The 18007-nt window shown below is 40.2% G+C and carries 16 protein-coding genes; 13 read left to right on the top strand and 3 right to left on the bottom strand.

The window, feature by feature from the left end:
* Positions 1-4 precede the first annotated feature (4 nt).
* The 7 genes from J7E67_RS04980 (at position 5) to J7E67_RS04950 (ending at position 8001) form a co-directional block, all read left to right on the top strand.
* Positions 5-898, top strand: a complete 894-nt coding sequence (locus J7E67_RS04980; RefSeq protein ID WP_214716870.1) for a R2-like ligand-binding oxidase — start codon at positions 5-7, stop codon at positions 896-898.
* Positions 899-924: 26 nt separating this feature from the next.
* Positions 925-2448: an aldehyde dehydrogenase family protein gene (locus J7E67_RS04975; RefSeq protein WP_214731117.1), complete on the top strand. Its 1524-nt coding sequence runs from the start codon at positions 925-927 to the stop codon at positions 2446-2448.
* Between the two features lie 19 nt (positions 2449-2467).
* A complete protein-coding gene (locus tag J7E67_RS04970; protein ID WP_214716868.1) occupies positions 2468-3676 on the top strand; it encodes an iron-containing alcohol dehydrogenase in 1209 nt (402 codons plus the stop codon).
* A gap of 229 nt (positions 3677-3905) precedes the next feature.
* Entirely contained in the window at positions 3906-4616 is a 711-nt protein-coding gene (locus J7E67_RS04965) for a GNAT family N-acetyltransferase (protein ID WP_214731115.1), read from the top strand.
* 108 nt (positions 4617-4724) lie between these two features.
* Entirely contained in the window at positions 4725-5660 is a 936-nt protein-coding gene (locus J7E67_RS04960) for a manganese-dependent inorganic pyrophosphatase (RefSeq protein WP_214716866.1), read from the top strand.
* Positions 5661-5820: 160 nt separating this feature from the next.
* Positions 5821-6654, top strand: a complete 834-nt coding sequence (locus tag J7E67_RS04955; protein ID WP_214716865.1) for a DMT family transporter — start codon at positions 5821-5823, stop codon at positions 6652-6654.
* Positions 6655-6693: 39 nt separating this feature from the next.
* Positions 6694-8001 carry a uracil/xanthine transporter gene (locus J7E67_RS04950; protein ID WP_214716976.1) on the top strand — a complete coding sequence of 436 codons (1308 nt, stop codon included), beginning with the start codon at positions 6694-6696 and terminating at the stop codon, positions 7999-8001.
* Between the two features lie 55 nt (positions 8002-8056).
* Here the strand turns inward: J7E67_RS04950 and J7E67_RS04945 are convergent, their stop codons facing one another.
* Positions 8057-9901, bottom strand: a complete 1845-nt coding sequence (locus J7E67_RS04945; RefSeq protein WP_214716864.1) for a helix-turn-helix domain-containing protein — start codon at positions 9899-9901, stop codon at positions 8057-8059.
* Positions 9902-10187: 286 nt separating this feature from the next.
* Here J7E67_RS04945 and J7E67_RS04940 point away from each other — a divergent pair, with 286 nt between their 5' ends.
* The 4 genes from J7E67_RS04940 to J7E67_RS04925 all read left to right on the top strand — a co-directional run bounded on the left by J7E67_RS04940 (position 10188) and on the right by J7E67_RS04925 (position 14403).
* The gene (locus J7E67_RS04940; RefSeq protein WP_214716863.1) at positions 10188-11435 is read left to right on the top strand and encodes a Zn-dependent hydrolase; all 1248 of its coding nucleotides are present in this window, start codon (positions 10188-10190) and stop codon (positions 11433-11435) included.
* A gap of 15 nt (positions 11436-11450) precedes the next feature.
* Complete coding sequence (locus tag J7E67_RS04935) at positions 11451-12635, top strand: M20 family metallopeptidase (RefSeq protein ID WP_214716862.1); 1185 nt, start codon at positions 11451-11453, stop codon at positions 12633-12635.
* Positions 12636-12730: 95 nt separating this feature from the next.
* The gene (locus J7E67_RS04930; RefSeq protein ID WP_214716861.1) at positions 12731-12928 is read left to right on the top strand and encodes a DUF3311 domain-containing protein; all 198 of its coding nucleotides are present in this window, start codon (positions 12731-12733) and stop codon (positions 12926-12928) included.
* On the top strand, positions 12928-14403 hold the full coding sequence (locus J7E67_RS04925; protein WP_214716860.1) for a sodium:solute symporter family protein: 1476 nt from the start codon (positions 12928-12930) through the stop codon (positions 14401-14403). The genes J7E67_RS04930 and J7E67_RS04925 overlap by 1 nt, the downstream gene beginning before the upstream one ends.
* A 90-nt stretch (positions 14404-14493) precedes the next feature.
* On the opposite strand, the gene J7E67_RS04920 is transcribed toward J7E67_RS04925, so the two are convergent.
* Both J7E67_RS04920 and J7E67_RS04915 read right to left on the bottom strand, forming a co-directional pair.
* Positions 14494-15084, bottom strand: a complete 591-nt coding sequence (locus tag J7E67_RS04920) for a hypothetical protein (protein ID WP_214716859.1) — start codon at positions 15082-15084, stop codon at positions 14494-14496.
* A gap of 144 nt (positions 15085-15228) precedes the next feature.
* Complete coding sequence (locus tag J7E67_RS04915) at positions 15229-16050, bottom strand: Cof-type HAD-IIB family hydrolase (RefSeq protein WP_214716858.1); 822 nt, start codon at positions 16048-16050, stop codon at positions 15229-15231.
* A 224-nt stretch (positions 16051-16274) separates the two neighbouring features.
* Between J7E67_RS04915 and J7E67_RS04910 the strand changes: the two genes are divergently transcribed.
* Positions 16275-17282, top strand: coding sequence for a DUF3231 family protein (locus tag J7E67_RS04910; RefSeq protein ID WP_214716857.1), 1008 nt, complete (start codon positions 16275-16277; stop codon positions 17280-17282).
* Between the two features lie 120 nt (positions 17283-17402).
* Positions 17403-17975 (top strand): DNA-3-methyladenine glycosylase I, encoded by a 573-nt coding sequence (locus J7E67_RS04905; RefSeq protein ID WP_214716856.1) that lies wholly within the window; start codon positions 17403-17405, stop codon positions 17973-17975.
* The last annotated feature ends 32 nt before the right edge of the window (positions 17976-18007 follow it).

Here is an 18007-nt window from a genome sequence, read left to right as displayed (position 1 = left end):
ATATATGGAAAAAAGAACCATATTAACAACTAGCAGTCGAGGTTTGCTTGAAGATTCTTTCCCGTACCGCTTATTCCAAAAAGCAAAACGGTTAGGAACCTGGAACCCAGCAGATATAGATTTCAGTCAGGACCAAAAGGACTGGAAAACACTAAATACGGAACAACAAGCAGATATCTTGCGGCTTATTTCTCAATTTCAAGCCGGCGAAGAAGCGGTTACATTAGATCTTCTTCCACTGATTATGGCGATTGCGAAAGAAGGGCGCCTTGAGGAAGAAATGTTTTTGACGACCTTTTTATACGAGGAAGCGAAACATACAGAATTTTTCCGTCTAGTTTTGAATGCAATCGGGGAGCGAGGGGACTTATCTCACTTTCATACCGAAACCTATCAGAAGATTTTCTATGAGATTCTCCCAACAACAATGGAACGGTTGATTTCCGACCAATCCCCAGAAGCGATCGCCGAGGCATCCGTAGTGTACAACATGTTTGTTGAAGGAGTATTAGCAGAAACCGGTTATTATTCTTTCTATCAAACATTAGAAACCGCGGGTATCATGCCAGGATTGCTTGAAGGTGTTGGTAATTTAAAAAAGGATGAGTCCAGGCATATTGGCTATGGGACATTCCTTTTGCAACGGTTAATTTGTGAACATCCACATCTCTTTGATTTTGTGGCCGCCAAGATGGGCGAGCTGACCCCTTTAGCGATTAGGCTAAATCAAGAAGGCATCGCAGGAAGGGAGGTAAGTGCATTCGGCGGGGATCCTGAAGATATCATGAACTTTACCTTAAAACAACTCTCGGTCCGAATGGAAATCTTAGCGCGGGCACAAGGCAAAAAAATCGAGGAGATTTATAGATACACAGATAGTGACTTAGGAGTTCTATAAGTGATTTTAGAAAAGGAGGAATTATCATGACGGTAAAGGTTGATGTTCAAACATTTCCCCACTTTATTAACGGAAAGTGGGAACCAGCCTCCAGTCAAGAAACGTTTGATGTATTGAACCCGGCAAATGGTGAACTTGTAGCTAGAGTAGCAAAAGGAACTACGGAAGATGTTGACCGTGCTGTAAATGCGGCCCGTGAGGCATTTGATCAGGGTGACTGGAAAGACATGAAGCCAAAAGGCCGAGCCAAGGTGTTATATGCGATTTCCTATCAAATTGCCGAACATGCCGAGGAACTAGCATACTTAGAAGCGATTAGCTCAGGTGGAACGGTACGCCGAATTGGCAATAGTGATATTTTGCAAATGGTTGACTTGTTCCAAACATTGGCCAATTTTACGGTTGAGTATCCATTCTCGGAGACACTGCCAGTGCCGCCATTCCCAGGACCAGCACATAATTTTATTTGGCGTGAACCAATCGGTGTATGTGCAGCGATTACTCCTTGGAACTTGCCAATGGTGATTGCTACCTGGAAGATTGCTCCAGCACTGGCGATGGGGAATACAAATGTGATCAAGCCTGCCAGCTACACGCCGCTGTCCACTTTGAAGTTAGCAGAAATTATTTCAACCGTGGTCCCTCCAGGTGTAATTAACGTTGTCTCAGGTTCTGGTGCAGAAGTGGGCGAAGCTTTAGTTAACCACCCAAAGGTCGATAAAGTGGCATTCACTGGTTCGACTGAGATTGGCAGACGGATTATGGGACTTGCTGCAAGGACGATTAAGAAAACCACACTAGAACTAGGTGGAAAATCACCTAATATCCTTTTAGAGGATGCCGATCTTAGTATTGCTCTGCCTGGAAGTCTATTTGGAGTATTTCTCCATTCCGGTCAGCTTTGTGAATCAGGGACGCGTTTATTTGTACCAGATAAGCTGTATGACCAAGTGGTTGCAGGTTTAGTTGCTCTCACAAGTAAATTAAAGCTTGGGAATCCACTTGATCCGACCACCGATGTTGGTCCAGTAATCTCGAAAAAGCAAAAGGAAACCATCCTTTCCTATATTGAAGCAGGTAAACAAGAAGGCGCGACCCTTGTCTGTGGTGGCAAGGAAGTTAAGGTTGATGGCTGTGAGGAAGGATATTTCATCGAACCAACGATTTTTACAAATGTCACCAATGATATGAAAATTGCCCAGGAAGAAATTTTCGGCCCAGTCCTCTGTGTGATTCGTTATTCTGATCTGGACGATGCGATTCGAATGGCCAATGATACGATTTATGGCTTAGCTGCAGGAGTTTGGACACGTGATGTCAATAAAGCCTACGCGGTGGCTAGAAAACTGCAGGCGGGCGTGGTCTGGATTAATGACTGGCATATGCTCAGAAGTGATGCCCCGTTTGGCGGGTACAAACAAAGCGGAATTGGCAGAGAAATGGGACAGCAATCACTCGATGCCTATACCCAGGTAAAGCATGTCCACACATCGATGTCGCCTGAACTAGATCGACGCAATTGGTATGGAATTCTGTTTGGCCAAAACTAATGAAGAGGTGAGGATGAAAATGAAAACAACCTTATCACAGTTTATGTTACGTACGGGTATATACTGCGGTTCAAACTCAAGGGCGATGGTCCCAAGTCTTTTTGCTGGTCTGGGTGCCAAACGGGTGCTCCTTTTAAGTGATAGAGGACTAGAAGCAGCAGGAATTGTTGAAAAAGTGGCCGATATTTTTTCGCTGACAGGTCATGGCTCTGGCCCAGAACTTGTCGGTCAATTTCTTGATATCAAACAGGATGCCGAAAGCAGCTGCATCAATGAAGCTGTCCGCTATGCAAGAGAAATAGGTGCAGATTCCTTACTTGCAGTTGGCGGGGGCAGTGTTCTGGATACCGTAAAAGGGGTAAAGTATGCGCTCCACAAAGGATTGACAGATATAAAAGAGGCGATCCCTGGCGGTTTGTTGTACGAGTCATTCCCAAAAGCAGATTACATGCCGATTCCCCATATTGCCATTCCGACTACCGCGGGAACTGGTTCAGAAGTGTCACCGATTGCCGTTATTTTTAATGAAGAAATTCAAATGAAGACGAATATCATCAATCCGTTTATTAATGCCGATATGGCGATATTGGATCCAGATTTAACCGTCGGACTACCACCAGTCATTACGGCATTTACTGGATTTGATGCCTTAACGCATGCCATCGAGGCGCTCGCATCACCAACCGCAACAGGTCTAACCGATGCCTATGCCCTCCATGCAATTCGCCTTATTGAAAAAAATCTACCAGTTGCCGTTGTTGATGGTTCGAACCTTGATGCCCGCATGGATTTATTGCAAGCTAGCTTAATGGGGATCACAGCTTTCAGTTTCGCCTTAAATGCGATACCTGTTCACAATATGGCTCACGCGTACGGGGCCTTGTTCCGAATTCCACATGGCTTAGCAAATGCAGTCTTTTTGCCGGTGGTCATGGAATTGGTACCTGAGTTATATTTGCCAAAGGCTGCTGAATTAGCACAAGCCTTGAATGTGGATGTAAAGGGTGATACCCCACAAACGGCATTAGCAAAAGTGATTGGGAAAATTAAATTGCTTCAGTATAAGGTTGGATTACCGGCTGATTTCAAGCAATTTAACATTAGCGAAGAGGCACTCCAGTTAGCGATTCCAGCGGTCATGAAGGACCCAGCTGCATTAAGCTTCCCAATGCCAAAAGAATTAATTGCGGCAATTGGGCAAAAGGTTGTTCCCTTGACAGTGAAATAGATTTTTAATGTGACCCAGCCAGCGCAAAGACAAGCTGGCTGGGTTTAATAAATTGCTGAATGTAGTTATACATACCAAAGGAAGAACCTAGTCGCCATTAAAAAGAGGCCATCTACCAGTAAAAGGAGCCATCCACTAGAAAGGGTTGAAAATATGAAAATTACATTTAAAAGATTAACAGAATGCACCATACAAGATACGATAACGGCTGGTTAATGAAGAATTATCTTTGAAGCACTCTTTAGTTGCTTTTGATGGAGTAGAACCTGTAGCGATTGTATTAAATGGATTTCGTGTGATCGACGGAAAAAAAACTGCATGGAATGGCGGGACAGGAATCGCCCCCAAATACCGTGGAAGGGGTGTGTCAAAGCTTTTAATGGAGGCAGCCATAAAAGATTACTCCGAAGAAGAGGTCGAGGTTGCCACACTAGAAGCCATTAAGGAAAATGAAAGGGCCATTCGATTATATAAAAGTCATGGCTATGAAATAATTAATTCACTTGTTTATCTAAATGGGACCATATTGTTTGATCACACTCCCATTGCCTTAAAATCTATCCGGCCCGAGCAACTGCCAACTTTCCATTTTTATAATGAAAAGGTTCCATGGCAATGTCAGTGGCAGAGTGTTAAGTCGGGTGAAACACAGATCTATTTCGACAGTAAACAAAAGCCGTTAGGATATTCATTATTTAAAAGAGTGTGGAACCAAGACGGGCAACTGGAAAAAGTAATTTTATATCAGCTTGAACTATTCAATGACATTAAAAAGGAAACGATAAAGTCTATTTTCACTTCTATATCTGGAGAACATCAAAAGCCTGTCAGCTTCATGATAATTAATTCCATATTATCAAATCCTGTTATTCCATTCTTACTAGATTTAGGCTTTGAGAAAAAAACGGAGCAAGTCCAATTGATAAAAAAATGTAATTAATAAAATTTTTTTGAATCCTAATTCATAATATTATATAATTTTCGTTAGGGCCATTCTCAGGTAGATTGGGCTTGATCTACATAAATTCATTGGATTAGGAGAAATAAAATGGAAAAAGTACTTATTTTCGGTCATAAAAATCCTGACACAGATACGATTTGTTCTGCAATTGCCTATGCAGACTTAAAAAAACAATTAGGTATGGATGTTGAACCAGTGCGCTTAGGACAAGTAAATGGTGAAACACAATATGCACTAAACCAGTTTAATGCAGAGGCTCCACGCCTTGTTGAAGCAGTTTCGAGTGAAGTGAACGCGGTCATCCTAGTTGATCACAATGAGCGCCAGCAAAGTGCAAATGATATCGCTGATGTTCGTGTATTAGAAGTAATCGATCACCACCGGATTGCTAACTTTGAAACAAGTGATCCGTTATATTACCGCTGCGAGCCAGTAGGATGTACAGCAACAATCCTAAATAAAATGTACAAAGAAAACAACAAAGAAATAAGCAAAGAAATTGCCGGATTAATGCTTTCTGCGATTATTTCTGACTCATTATTATTTAAGTCCCCAACTTGTACGCCAGAAGACGTAGCAGCAGCACGTGAGTTAGCTGAAATTGCTGGTGTCGATGCAGATGCATATGGACTTGAAATGTTGAAAGCTGGAGCAGACGTTCGCGACAAATCAATTAACGAACTGCTAAGCCTAGATGCTAAAGGATTTGAAATGGGCTCAAGTAAAGTAGAAATTGCTCAAGTCAATGTGGTTGATACGGCAGATGTGCTTGCTCGTCAAGAAGAATTAGAAGCGGCGATCTCTACGATTATCGAAGAAAAGAACTTAGATTTATTCCTGTTTGTGGTAACTGACATTTTAACAAACGATTCAGTTGGTTTAGCTTTAGGAAGCAAAACAGTTGCAGTAGAAAAAGCATATAATGTTACACTTGCTAATAACACTGCTACCTTAAAAGGTGTCGTTTCACGCAAAAAGCAAATCGTACCTGTGTTGACTGATATTTTTACTAAAGGTTTATAAGATAGACCGTCCATGGACATTTTCATGGACGGTTTTTTCTATCCCTATAAATACTCAAAATTAATTCCTTCTTTCCATCAACTGACTTTTGTTGTAATCTATTAAATATTTAGAAAATCGAAATTCTCTAATATTTTAATTGAGAGGAAGGAATAATCGCATGCTGTTTTTGTCACTGATCAGTTCTTTTTTTAATGCACTGAATGCACTTTATGCAAAGAAAATTGTTGGAGAAATGAAGGATAATAATAGTTTCATCGTTACATCATTTGCATATATAGGTTTGTTTCTTGGACTTACATTACCATGGCTTTATTTATTTAAAATGAACGCGATCTCGATTTCCTTGCTAATTTTGGTTGTCCTGCTAGATATGTTAGGAAATTTACTATTCTTTAAAGCAATGAACAAAATCGAGGTATCAGTCCTTTCCGTTTACATGGCATTAACACCATTATTCACATTTATTCCGAATAGCGTCTTATATGGATTTCATCCATTTGTACTTGTGTCTGTTTTATTTATCATGGTCGGTGTTTATTTTTTAAATTTGAAAGGTCGGAACCCGCTGACTCCATTTCTTGAATTAAAAAAACCTGGAAATTTATTGGGGATCGCATCAGCAGTTGTGTTTGGAGTTAGTATGGTGCCTTCGCAGCAGTTACTTGTTCATGGATGGGTAAATCCAGTGACGCTTTACTTCTATCGAGCCTGCGGTATTGCCCTAATTACCTATCTAGTTTACCGTCCAAAGGTGTGGTTTCCTAGCCTGCATAAACATCTAAGTTTACGCGGAATTACGGTCATCATCCAATGGATTTGTCTTTTTACTGCCTTAAAATTTGCCGATGGAACACTTGTTGTGTCACTCGCTTTCACTTCACCGTTATTTGCTGTTTTCCTAGCATGGTATTATTTTAAGGAGCAAATTACGCCCGCTAAGCTAACTGCTTGTGTGATTACGATCTTAGGTATTATTATTACAGTCGTATAAAGGGAACAATGAACAAAGGAGGGATGAACAGTGAACCGAATGCACTCGACCACCATGTTCTTGGCTGGTCTGCAATGGTTATTTTTCATGTTTGCAAATACTGTGGTCATCCCGTTAACTATCGGGGATGCCTTTGACTTATCATCAGTTGAAGTGGCTAGTACACTGCAAAGATCATTTATCTATACAGGGACAGCCTGTATCCTGCAAGCTGTTTTTGGGCATAAGTATCCACTTATGGAAGGACAATCTGGCTTGTGGTGGGGTGCCATCCTAAGTCTTTGTGCTTCAGCTTCTTCAGCGGGAATCAGTTTGACTGAACTAGGGGGTGGTCTTGCGCTTGGTATTATTATTTCAGGCGCTTTAGTTATCATTCTCGGAGCTTTAGGAATGGGACAGGTGTTAGAGCGGTTATTTACACCCGTAGTTATGGGTACCGTGCTATTTCTGCTTGCAAGCCAGCTTATTGTCATTTTTACAAAAGGGATGCTCGGATTGGGAACAGCAACTCAGATTGATATACCAACAGCAGGATTATCGGTCCTGTTAATTATACTCGTTGTATGGATTAATCTTAAGGGGCATGGAGTGATTCGGAATTTTTCCATCCTAATTGGGATTGTAACTGGGTGGGTGGTTTACGCAATATTTTTTCCATCAACCCCAACTAATCCGAGTACATCAACGGAACTTTTTCAGTTATTTCCTTGGGGGAAACCTAGTTTTAGCTTTGGTCTAATTCTGATGGCAGTCATCACTGGTTTGGTTAATACAACGAATACTATGGCTTCCATAAAAGGGATTGAGCCAATCATAAAGACGAAAACCACAAATAATCAATACCGCCGCTCATTTGTTTTAACAGGGATTAATTCGATCGTATCGGGCCTATTTGGTTTGGTTCCGTATGCACCCTATATTTCTTCACTGGGATTTTTACAGTCAACGCTCATTTTTGATCGGGCACCAATCGTCATTGGAGGTGCTTTGTTTATATTACTTGGTTCGGTGCCTGCGATGAGTCAACTGTTTTCTACTTTGCCCATCAGTGTCGGGGATGCAGTTTTATTTGTAGCCTATTTGCAATTATTTAGCGGAGCACTTACAAATTTGAATGGAATTCGCTTTAACCAAAGAACAATTTATCGAATCGCTGCACCTGTTCTACTAGGAATTGCGATCATGAATATTCCTGCTGAAATGTTTGGTTCCATCCCGATGCTTGTTCGACCGCTATTAAGCAGCGGTTTACTTGTAGGAATTTTGCTTGCGATTGTGCTTGAAAATACAATTGATTGGTCCAAACTAGAGAAATCGATACCAAGTCCCAAAAAAAAGATCAGTTGAATAAATAAAAGGCGCCCCGTTTAAATTAGGAGCGCCCTGTTTTTTAATATCGGTATTAAGCGAGTGGAGTAAGCTTTTCTTTTATAAAAGGATAAAGGCTTACTGCTAGATGAATATTCAAAAATTGTTGACTATCAGATAAATCAGTGGAAAGAATTTCTTCAATCCTTTTTAACCGATACATCAATGTATTGGTATGAACATGGATGGATTCTGCTGCTTCTTTCGCATTTTGATTGTGTTCAAGATATGCAAACAACGAAGGTAGCAGTTCGCCTTTACGGGATTGGTCATATTCAAACAGAGGCCCGAGTACTTCCATGATAAAATCAATAAGTTCTTCTTCGGTATTTTGTAGCAAAAGTCTTTGAACGCCAAGTTCTTTATAACTAATTACTTGGTTTTTCCCTCCATAACTTTGAAGGAATTGAAGACATTTCGCTGCCTCCTGCATCGATTTAGTAACTTTTAATAAGCTGGAATGAATTCTCCCAATACCTATCGAAACATTAGTGCCCCAATTTTTAACTTGGATTTCCTGTTGAAATTTAGACACCAGCTCTTTAACTTGATGGTGTGCATAGGCAGGTGAAACCTTTTGTTGAAAAGTAAGCAGTACAACGATTTGGTCGTGATTTCTAACCGCCATCCCTTTTAAAGAATTTTTTAAAAATACTCGGTTGGCCAACTGAACAAGGTGGCGAATGATGCTGTTCCTTTTATGTGTATTGTCCATTTCGTCTAACCGGATAATAACAGCTAAATAATCACCCATCGGATCGAAATCCATCTGTTTCGCTTTTTGAAGAATGGTGCCGTCTACTTTTCCGGAAAATAGAACATCAATGAGCTCCCCATTTATTTTTTCCTGTGCATCAAAAATAGCTTGATCCTTTACAAGTTCGAGTGAGATAACGGTACATGCATGCTCCAATGCTGCGATATCAACATCACGCATTTTTTCAGGAGAAACGATAATTAGTGAGCCATAAAGCGTTGGCTTGGCCCCAATTGGAAGGACGGTTATACACTGATTTGCTTTATTCATGTTGGTTTCAATGAATGAACGGACGTTTCCAGGTGTTTTTATCGCATTCTGTGCCAATTCTCTTATTGTATATAACTCATCATCGGATAGCTTATCTTTATATGCATAGGAGATCAGTTCTCCAAGATCATCATATAACAAAACATTGTGTCCGGTTGTTTCATTCAAATAAGTGATAATCGAATCGAGCCCTTCACCGTGTAAAACAAGGGCAGCCAATCGATTATGGATATCCACAGACCGTGATAGCATCTCATTTTGTTTGGAAATCGTGTTATTTAATTCCTCCAGCTGTCTTACCGTCTCTTCTTGCTCACTGTAAAGGTTTGCTTTCTCAAGTGCTACAGCAGCTTGATGGGCAATAGCAGTTAGAAGATTAATATCCTCAGGGATAAAGTGAAGGGACTGATCAAAAGAATCAAGTGTAATAACTCCAATACATTCTCCTTTTAATAGGATTGGTGCACAAATAGATGAATAAGGAAGTGTGGGGATCGATTGATCCATGAGCATATGATTCGTTTCTGACAGGGTTGCCGTTGCTTTTTCCACTTCCGTTCTGTTATGAAAAATCAAGCATTTTTGGGCGGTGAAAGCCAGGCCCGTCATAGATTCACCTGGTTTTAACCGTACCCTTGTAATTTCTGACTTAAAATTGCTGTCAGACTTTGGAATAAGCAAATCTTGTTTAGGGTCATAAATGAATAAAACCCCACCGTGGGCTGCATCAATGACTGAGACCGTTTGTACCATAATTGAGTCTATAATCGTATCGATATCTAAGGATGAGTTTAATACATTGGAGACGTGTATTAATGACTGCAGCTGGCGATGACTAAGAGTTTCCTTCATGGTGCACCTCACAATCTAATGATAGGAATAATGAAAAAATTAAATTTCTTTTGTCTATTGTAACAAACTCTTCTCGACAATGTGTGATTTTTATCAGTAATTATTAGGTAAAAGTGAGATTTATGTGATTTTTTTGTGTTTTTACACAAATTGTTTATTAAGAATTTTGTAGAAAACAACATAACAAATAATCTGATAAGTTTTATAATTATAAATAAATAAAAAATTACTTGCCATTCCATTAAAGCGACAAACTAATCGGGAGTGTGGCAGAAAGGATAGGGCATTGATTAACAAAGAAAGATTATGGAGTCGGTTGAATCTTCTAAGCGAAATTGGGAAAACAGACACAAACGGAGTCACTCGCTTATCTTTCACTCCAGAAGAAAGAGCAGCGAAGGATCTTGTAGCTGCATTTATGATAGAAGCAGGGCTGAAAGTTCGTGAGGATGAAGTTGGAAACCTAATTGGCAGGAAAGATGGAGGAAATCCAAATGCATCTGTGGTTTTAACTGGTTCCCATATAGATTCTGTCCTTAACGGTGGGAATTTTGATGGACCACTGGGTGTTCTTTCAGCGGTTGAAGCACTTCAAGTCATGAATGAGCAGAATATTGAGACAGAGCATCCCATTGAAGTGATTGCTTTTACGGATGAAGAGGGGGCAAGATTTAGTTTTGGGATGATTGGAAGCAGGGGTATCGCTGGCACCCTTACGCAAGAAGAATTGCTTAATAAGGATAAACACGGGATCACGATTGCAGAAGCGTTTGTCGCTAGTGGTCTAAAGCCAGATACGATAGGAAAAGCAGCACGCAAACCTGAGGATGTTAAAGCATATATCGAGCTTCATATTGAACAAGGGAAAGTCCTTGAAGGTCAAAACCTCTCTGCCGGGATTGTTTCAGGATTAGCTGGTCCGTTATGGCTCAAGTTTATTTTAGAAGGAGAAGTCGGTCATGCAGGTGCGACCCCGATGTCCATTAGGCATGATGCATTGACTACAGCTGCAAGAGTGATGCTAGTGATTGAAGCAGAAGCAGCTAAAACTGGAACTACAGTTGGTACAGTGGGACAAGTTCAGGTACAGCCAGGTGGAATTAACATCATTCCAGGTCGGGTTGAATTCTCATTAGATCTTCGGGATATAAGTGAAGTAGTCCGTGATGAGGTAGAGCAGAATATTAGGGAACAGGCGCAACAGATTTGTGAGACCCAAGGTGTTAAATTGACGATTGAAGACTTACAGCGGGTTGCACCAGCCCCATGTTCTGTAATTGTAAAGAATGCAGCAAGAGACGCTTTTGAAAAATTAGGACTAGAAAGTTATTATCTTCCAAGTGGAGCAGGACATGATGGGATGCAATTGTTGGATTTATGTCCAATGGGAATGATATTCATCCGCTCCAAGAATGGAATTAGTCATGACCCAGCTGAATGGAGTTCAAAAGAGGACTGTGCAGACGGTGCGAATGTTCTTTATCATACGGTTCTAAATCTAGCGGTTCAAAAAGTGAATGCAGCAACAAACTAATAGGAGATGACAAGCATGAGTATTAGTACAACAGTAAACCTTAACCAATTAGCAGAAGAAACAAAAGAGCAAGTCATTGCCTGGAGAAGGCATTTGCATCAAAATCCGGAACTATCCTTCCAGGAGGAAAAAACATCTCAATTTATTTATGATACGTTACAATCGTTTGGAAACATGGAGATTTCCCGTCCAACAAAAACTAGTGTGGTTGCACGTTTGATCGGCCCTGTGCCAGGAAAAACACTTGCCATTCGTGCGGATATGGATGCACTGCCAATCCAAGAAGAGAACACATTCGAATTTGCTTCCCAAAACCCTGGTGTGATGCATGCATGTGGTCATGACGGTCATACAGCAATGCTACTCGGTACAGCCAAAATTCTTTCGGGCTTAAAGGAGCATATTAAAGGGGAAGTTCGTTTCTTGTTCCAGCATGCAGAAGAGTTATTCCCTGGCGGTGCTGAGGAAATGGTGCAAGCAGGAGTAATGGACGGGGTAGACCTTGTAATCGGTACACACCTCTGGTCACCAATTGAAAAAGGCAAAGTTGGGGTTGTCTACGGTTCGATGATGGCTTCTCCAGATACCTTCTGGATCACTGTGAATGGAAAGGGTGGACATGCAGCACTTCCACACCAAACAATCGATTCAATCGCCGTTGCTGCACAGGTTGTAACCAACCTTCAGCATATTGTCTCAAGGAATACAGACCCGCTAGATAGTTTGGTTATTTCTGTAACCCAATTTATTGGTGGGACAACACACAACGTGATTCCTGGACAAGTTAAAATTTGGGGGACTGTTCGCAGCTTTGATCCAACACTTCGTGAATCCATTCCTGCAAAAATGGAGCGCGTCGTCAAGGGAATTACCGAAGCGCATGAAGCCACTTACGACTTTAAATATGAATTTGGCTACCGTCCTGTCATCAATGATAATGAAGTGACAGCTGTGATTGAAGAAACGGTTCGAGAAGTATTTGGTGAAGAGGCACTTGATATGATGAGACCCAATATGGGTGGAGAAGATTTCTCTGCATTCATGGAAAAAGCTCCAGGCTGCTACTTCTATGTTGGAGCCGGTAATGAGGAACAAGGTATTAACTACCCGCATCATCACGAACGCTTCACAATCGATGAGGATGCACTAGAAATTGGTGTAAAAACATTCCTTCATGCGACATTTAAGTTTTTAGCTTAAGTTATCATCTGGATCTTCGTGAAATAAAGAGACCAGCGAAGGTCCGGTTAAAAAAAAGGCATGATTATTATCAATTAAAATTAGGGGGTTATTTTATGAAATTACATCAGCTTATCGCAATTATACCGTTCATTGGTTTACTCGGCGGAGTTCCTTTCGCCAATAAAGTCACTCCCTATGTGTTCGGGATGCCTTTTGTGCTCTTTTACATTGTTTTGTGGGTAGTAATTACTTCTGGAATTATGGCAATTGTTTTCAAATTGGACCCCAAAAATAAGGAGGAGGAAATCTAATGAATACAGCATTAATTATCATTTTCGGATTTTTAGCATTATCCATCTTCCTTGGTGTACAAGCTCAAAAGGGCAAGGACATGAGCCTCGAGCAGTGGTCAGTAGGGGGACGCGGGTTCGGAACAATCTTCGTATTCCTATTAATGGCAGGGGAGATTTATACAACATTTACGTTCCTTGGCGGAAGCGGATGGGCTTACGGTAAGGGTGGCCCAACTTATTATATCTTAGGGTACGGCTGTTTAGCTTACATCATGTCCTATTGGTTACTTCCAGCCATTTGGAAATATGCGAAAGATAACAAATTAATGTCACAATCCGACTTTTTTGTTAGTAAATATAAAAGTCCATTACTTGGTGTTTTTGTATCTATAGTTGGTGTAGTTGCATTGATTCCATATCTTGTCCTACAATTAAAAGGACTAGGAATCATTGTTTCTGAAGCTTCTGGTGGTTCGATTTCATCTACTGCAGCTATCTGGATTGGAGTTATTGCTGTAACGGTTTACGTAATGATTTCAGGAATTCACGGTTCTGCTTGGACAGCTGTTATTAAAGATATCATGATTTTAGGTATTGTTTTATTCTTAGGTATTTATTTACCAATTCACTATTACGGCGGCTTCCAGCCAATGTTTGAAGCAATTGAGGCTGCTAAACCAGGTTTCCTTGCTCTTCCAGAGACTGGTTTAAGTGTATCGTGGTTTATTTCTACAGTATTATTAACTGCACTTGGTTTCTATATGTGGCCGCACACATTTGGATCGATTTATTCTGCACAAAGTGCAAAGGTATTCCGTAAGAATGCGATTATCATGCCACTTTATCAGCTAGTATTATTGTTTGTATTCTTTGTAGGCTTTGCCGCTATTCTTCAGGTTAAGGGTTTGGAGGGTCCAGCGGGTGACTTGGCATTATTAAAACTATCGATGCAGACATTTGATCCATGGGTAGTTGGATTAATCGGAGCAGCTGGCTTACTGACGGCAATTGTTCCAGGTTCCATGATTATGATGGCAGCTGCTACTTTATTAGCGAAAAACGTCTATAAGGTGTTTGTGCCAAAAGCATCTGACCAACAAGTATCTAAATTAGCGAAGAACTTAGTACCAGTTGTTGCACTCATCGCTCTATACTTTACCTTTAAAGGTGGAGATACTCTAGTAACATTGTTATTAATGGGCTACAGCCTTGTAACACAATTGTTCCCAGCATTGGTATTCAGCTTAGCTAAAAAGAACGTGGTGACAAAAGCTGGTGCATTCGCGGGTATTGCAGTAGGGGTGTTTACAGTTGCCTACATTACAATTAGTGCTTCTACTGTTGGTACAATATTCCCAGCGCTTCCACAATTCATTAAAGACCTCAATGTGGGTGTTATCGCATTAGTAATTAATCTTGTTGTTACATTTGTTGTAAGTTTTGTAACGAAATCAGCAAGTGCTGCCAATAACACGAATGAGCATGTGGCATAATTTTAGAATGAATAACTAAAACACCTCCAAGTCGTTAAAAAGTATTGACGACTGGGGTGTTTTATTTTTGTAACGTTTAAATCAGTGAAGTTAATCAGTATGTTTTTGAATTTCTTCTTTCTTATGATTCATCAAGAAAAATGTTAATGGCTGGTCGGAACCCGTCATTAATTTATACACATAGGAAGAAGTAAGTTTATAGCCGTCGTCTATTTTTGTGGCCAAATAATTCGTCCGTTCGAACAGAATGGAACGGATATGATTGATTTGACGGGAGATTTTGTCCATTAGTGCTTCTTGATTGTCTAAGCGCTGTAAAACTCCGCCTTGAAACGCCTCTTGTTTCGCCATTTTTTCTGCAACCTTTTTTTGTAATTCGAGCTGTTCATTCAATTGGAGGACAAGCTGATGATTCGCATCCTCGTACCTCTCCAACCTTCTTTGTAAATCATTTAATTGATTTCCAACATGGTTCCACTGGTTGAAGTGTGTTTCTTCTTGATGCTGGGATTGCATACCTAATTCAGATAAGGCTTTTTTGAGTGCAGTATTCGCTATTTGCTGTTCAGAAATTAATTGAGACAGGAAATCCTGTCTTGATATGACTTGATTGGTCGCTTGTGGATTTTGTTTGTTTTTATAAACATCTGGATGGTCACTGTTATTAATGAATAATCCCATACCTCTCCCCGCCTTTTTTTATAATTGGTTGTGATAGTTTATGCTTGAAAATCTAAAGAGGGGACATGATTGGGCAGTTGGAGAGGAAAGGGTGAAAAAATAACGCTCGGAAAACTTCCAAGCGTTATTTCGGTAAAATATTTTTTAAACAAGAGTCGGTGTTTTCAATATGAATTTTTCTACAACCTTTGCGACACCGTCATTCATATTGCTGTCGGTGACAAAGTTAGCTTTTTCTTTAATATCGTCTGGAGCATTCCCCATAGCAACACCTAAGCCTGCAAACTCAATCATCGCTAGGTCATTATAGCTGTCACCCATTGCAATGACTTCTTCGCGCTTAATCCCCAGCTGTTGAATCAAGAGGCTAAGGCTTGTACCTTTCGTGACGCCATGCTCCGTAAATTCTAGAAAGAATGGTTTGGAACGCATGACACTTAGATGACCAGCTAACTCTCGCTGCAGTTTTTCTTCTACTTCCGCAAGTTTTGTTTCATCTTCAAGCATCAGCACTTTTACCACAGGTTCCGATACAGCCTCCACGAAACTGCCGACTTCAATTATTTCTAGGCCAGTAATTTCTCCTTCAATATTTGTGAATTGGTTTCCAGCCTCGGTAACAATCTGATCCCCAACATACGTATGAATCCAAACATTTTCACGACGACTTACTTCATATAAATAGTGAACGACATCAGGCGATAAAGTGCTGCTAAACAGTTCTTCACCAGTCTGACAGTTAGTAATTTTAGCGCCATTAAAAGAAAGAATAAAGCTGCCGAAATCATTCAACCGCAGTTCTTTAGCAATAGCATACATGGCTGACGTAGGCCGGCCAGAAGCTAACACCACTTTCACTCCTAATTCTTGTGCATCCATAAGTGCACGCTTTGTGCGGTCAGATATCGTGTGGTCGTCCTGCAATAGTGTATCGTCTAAATCAAGTACAATCATTTTATAAGGCATTCTTGAAGTCTCCTTTAAACATATGTCATCTAACTATCTTACTATAAATCTAGTAAAAATACGTCTTACAATTGAAACCAATTCGTATTATAAAAAGATAATAATTTATTCTGTACTATTTTTTTGTACAAATATAATTACTTATTATGGTGAAAACTAGTCGGATATGAGTATGACCAACAGTTATCGAAACATAAGGATCGAATCATTGGAGGGGAAATTGTGTGGAAAATATAAGTCATAATCCGCGGCTGTCTTCGGCAGAAATTGCTAATCTTTGGTCACAATATATGAATGATAGCATGGCTGCTTGTGTTGTTCGTTATTATTTGGAGAAGGTTGAGGACAAGGATATTCGCCAGGTATTAGAGCTTGCCCTGCAATTATCACATTCTCATCTAAAGAGTATAAGTGAATTTCTTGACCAAGAAAAATATCCAACTCCGATTGGTTTTACAGAAGAAGATATAAATCTGAATGCTCCCCCGTTATTTTCAGATCTCTTTATGCTGTTTTATATGTACATAATGACACTGCATGGGTTAACTGGCTATGCAGGTGCGGTAGGTACATCTATCCGCGCAGATCAAAGGAGCTACTTCATTCAGTGCAACACTGAAACGATGAAATTATACGATATGGTCATGGATGTTATGGTCCAGAAAGGCATTATTAACAGGCCTCCTAACATCAATGCACCAAATGAAGTTGATTTTGTAACAAAACAGAGTTTTTTAACCGGCTGGTTTCGTGACAGAAGGCCTTTAAATGCGATTGAAGTGAGCGGTATCTATTTTAATATGCAAAAGACGATTGCGAAGATTGTGTTGGAAATTGGGTTTTGTCAAGTGGCTCAATCAAAGGAACTTCGCGATTACATAAAAAGAGGAGAAAAGATTTGTGATCGCCAATATGAAACGCTAAGTGATATTTTATTTGAAAGTAACTTACCTGCACCAAGAAAATGGGATTCAGAGGTATCAAAATCTACCATAGCACCGTTTTCAGATAAACTGATGCTATTTCATATCGTTACATTGGTTGCAACCGCTTCAGGTTATTATGGGGCTGCTTTTGCTCTCTCCCAAAGACGTGATTTAGGTCTAAAGTATGAATTGCTAATTGCAGATATAACTAAATACGCAGAAGACGGTGCCAATCTGTTGATTAAAACCGGCTGGATGGAACAGCCGCCGACTTTTGATGACAGAGATAAATTGGCAAAACAGTAAACCTGCGATTTCATAAACCTCCCATTTTAATGATGGGAGGTTCATATTTTTGAAAAAATATGTCATACTTAAGTGAACGTAAGTTATGAAATCAACGGAAGTACTGGAGGCTTTTCAAAGATGAATCGATGCGGTTGGGTAAATCAGGATCCACTATATATTGATTATCACGATTATGAATGGGGAGTTCCGGTCTATGATGATCGCCTGCTATTTGAGTACTTAAATCTCGAAGGGGCCCAGGCAGGACTGAGTTGGTACACCATTTTAAAAAAGAGAGAGAACTACCGGAAAGCTTTTGATAACTTTGAAGCCGAAAAAATTATCCGCTATGATGAAAAGAAAATCGAAGAATTAATCCATAATGAAGGAATTGTCCGAAATAAGCTAAAAATCAATGCAGTCATTACCAACGCACATGCGTTTTTGAAAGTTGTGGAGGAGTTTGGCTCATTTAGTAAGTACATATGGTCCTTTGTTGGAGGTAAGCCTATTCAAAACCACTTCCGCGAAATGAAAGATGTTCCAGCTATCACGGATATTAGTGATCAATTAAGTAAGGATTTAAAGAAGCGCGGCTTCAAATTTGTTGGCTCGACCATCTGTTATGCGTTTATGCAAGCAACAGGGATGGTGAATGACCATATCGTGACCTGTGAATGTTATCAAAAAGCACATCAAATAATGAACTAATGAAAAAAGCGATTATCTCAATGAAGAGACAT

It is taken from the genome of Bacillus sp. ISL-46, from assembly GCF_018613205.1.
The sequence above is the reverse complement of the archived record's forward strand: the minus strand, read 5'-3'. Positions and strand labels throughout refer to the sequence as shown.

Bases quoted from the DNA above. Each gene is read 5' to 3' on its own strand.
- J7E67_RS04980 (WP_214716870.1), top strand. From the start codon at position 5: ATGGAAAAAAGAACCATATTAACAACTAGCAGTCGAGGTTTGCTTGAA.
- J7E67_RS04975 (WP_214731117.1), top strand. From the start codon at position 925: ATGACGGTAAAGGTTGATGTTCAAACATTTCCCCACTTTATTAACGGA.
- J7E67_RS04970 (WP_214716868.1), top strand. From the start codon at position 2,468: ATGAAAACAACCTTATCACAGTTTATGTTACGTACGGGTATATACTGC.
- J7E67_RS04960 (WP_214716866.1), top strand. From the start codon at position 4,725: ATGGAAAAAGTACTTATTTTCGGTCATAAAAATCCTGACACAGATACG.
- J7E67_RS04955 (WP_214716865.1), top strand. From the start codon at position 5,821: ATGCTGTTTTTGTCACTGATCAGTTCTTTTTTTAATGCACTGAATGCA.
- J7E67_RS04950 (WP_214716976.1), top strand. From the start codon at position 6,694: ATGCACTCGACCACCATGTTCTTGGCTGGTCTGCAATGGTTATTTTTC.
- J7E67_RS04945 (WP_214716864.1), bottom strand. From the start codon at position 9,901: ATGAAGGAAACTCTTAGTCATCGCCAGCTGCAGTCATTAATACACGTC.
- J7E67_RS04935 (WP_214716862.1), top strand. From the start codon at position 11,451: ATGAGTATTAGTACAACAGTAAACCTTAACCAATTAGCAGAAGAAACA.
- J7E67_RS04930 (WP_214716861.1), top strand. From the start codon at position 12,731: ATGAAATTACATCAGCTTATCGCAATTATACCGTTCATTGGTTTACTC.
- J7E67_RS04925 (WP_214716860.1), top strand. From the start codon at position 12,928: ATGAATACAGCATTAATTATCATTTTCGGATTTTTAGCATTATCCATC.
- J7E67_RS04920 (WP_214716859.1), bottom strand. From the start codon at position 15,084: ATGGGATTATTCATTAATAACAGTGACCATCCAGATGTTTATAAAAAC.
- J7E67_RS04915 (WP_214716858.1), bottom strand. From the start codon at position 16,050: ATGCCTTATAAAATGATTGTACTTGATTTAGACGATACACTATTGCAG.
- J7E67_RS04905 (WP_214716856.1), top strand. From the start codon at position 17,403: ATGAATCGATGCGGTTGGGTAAATCAGGATCCACTATATATTGATTAT.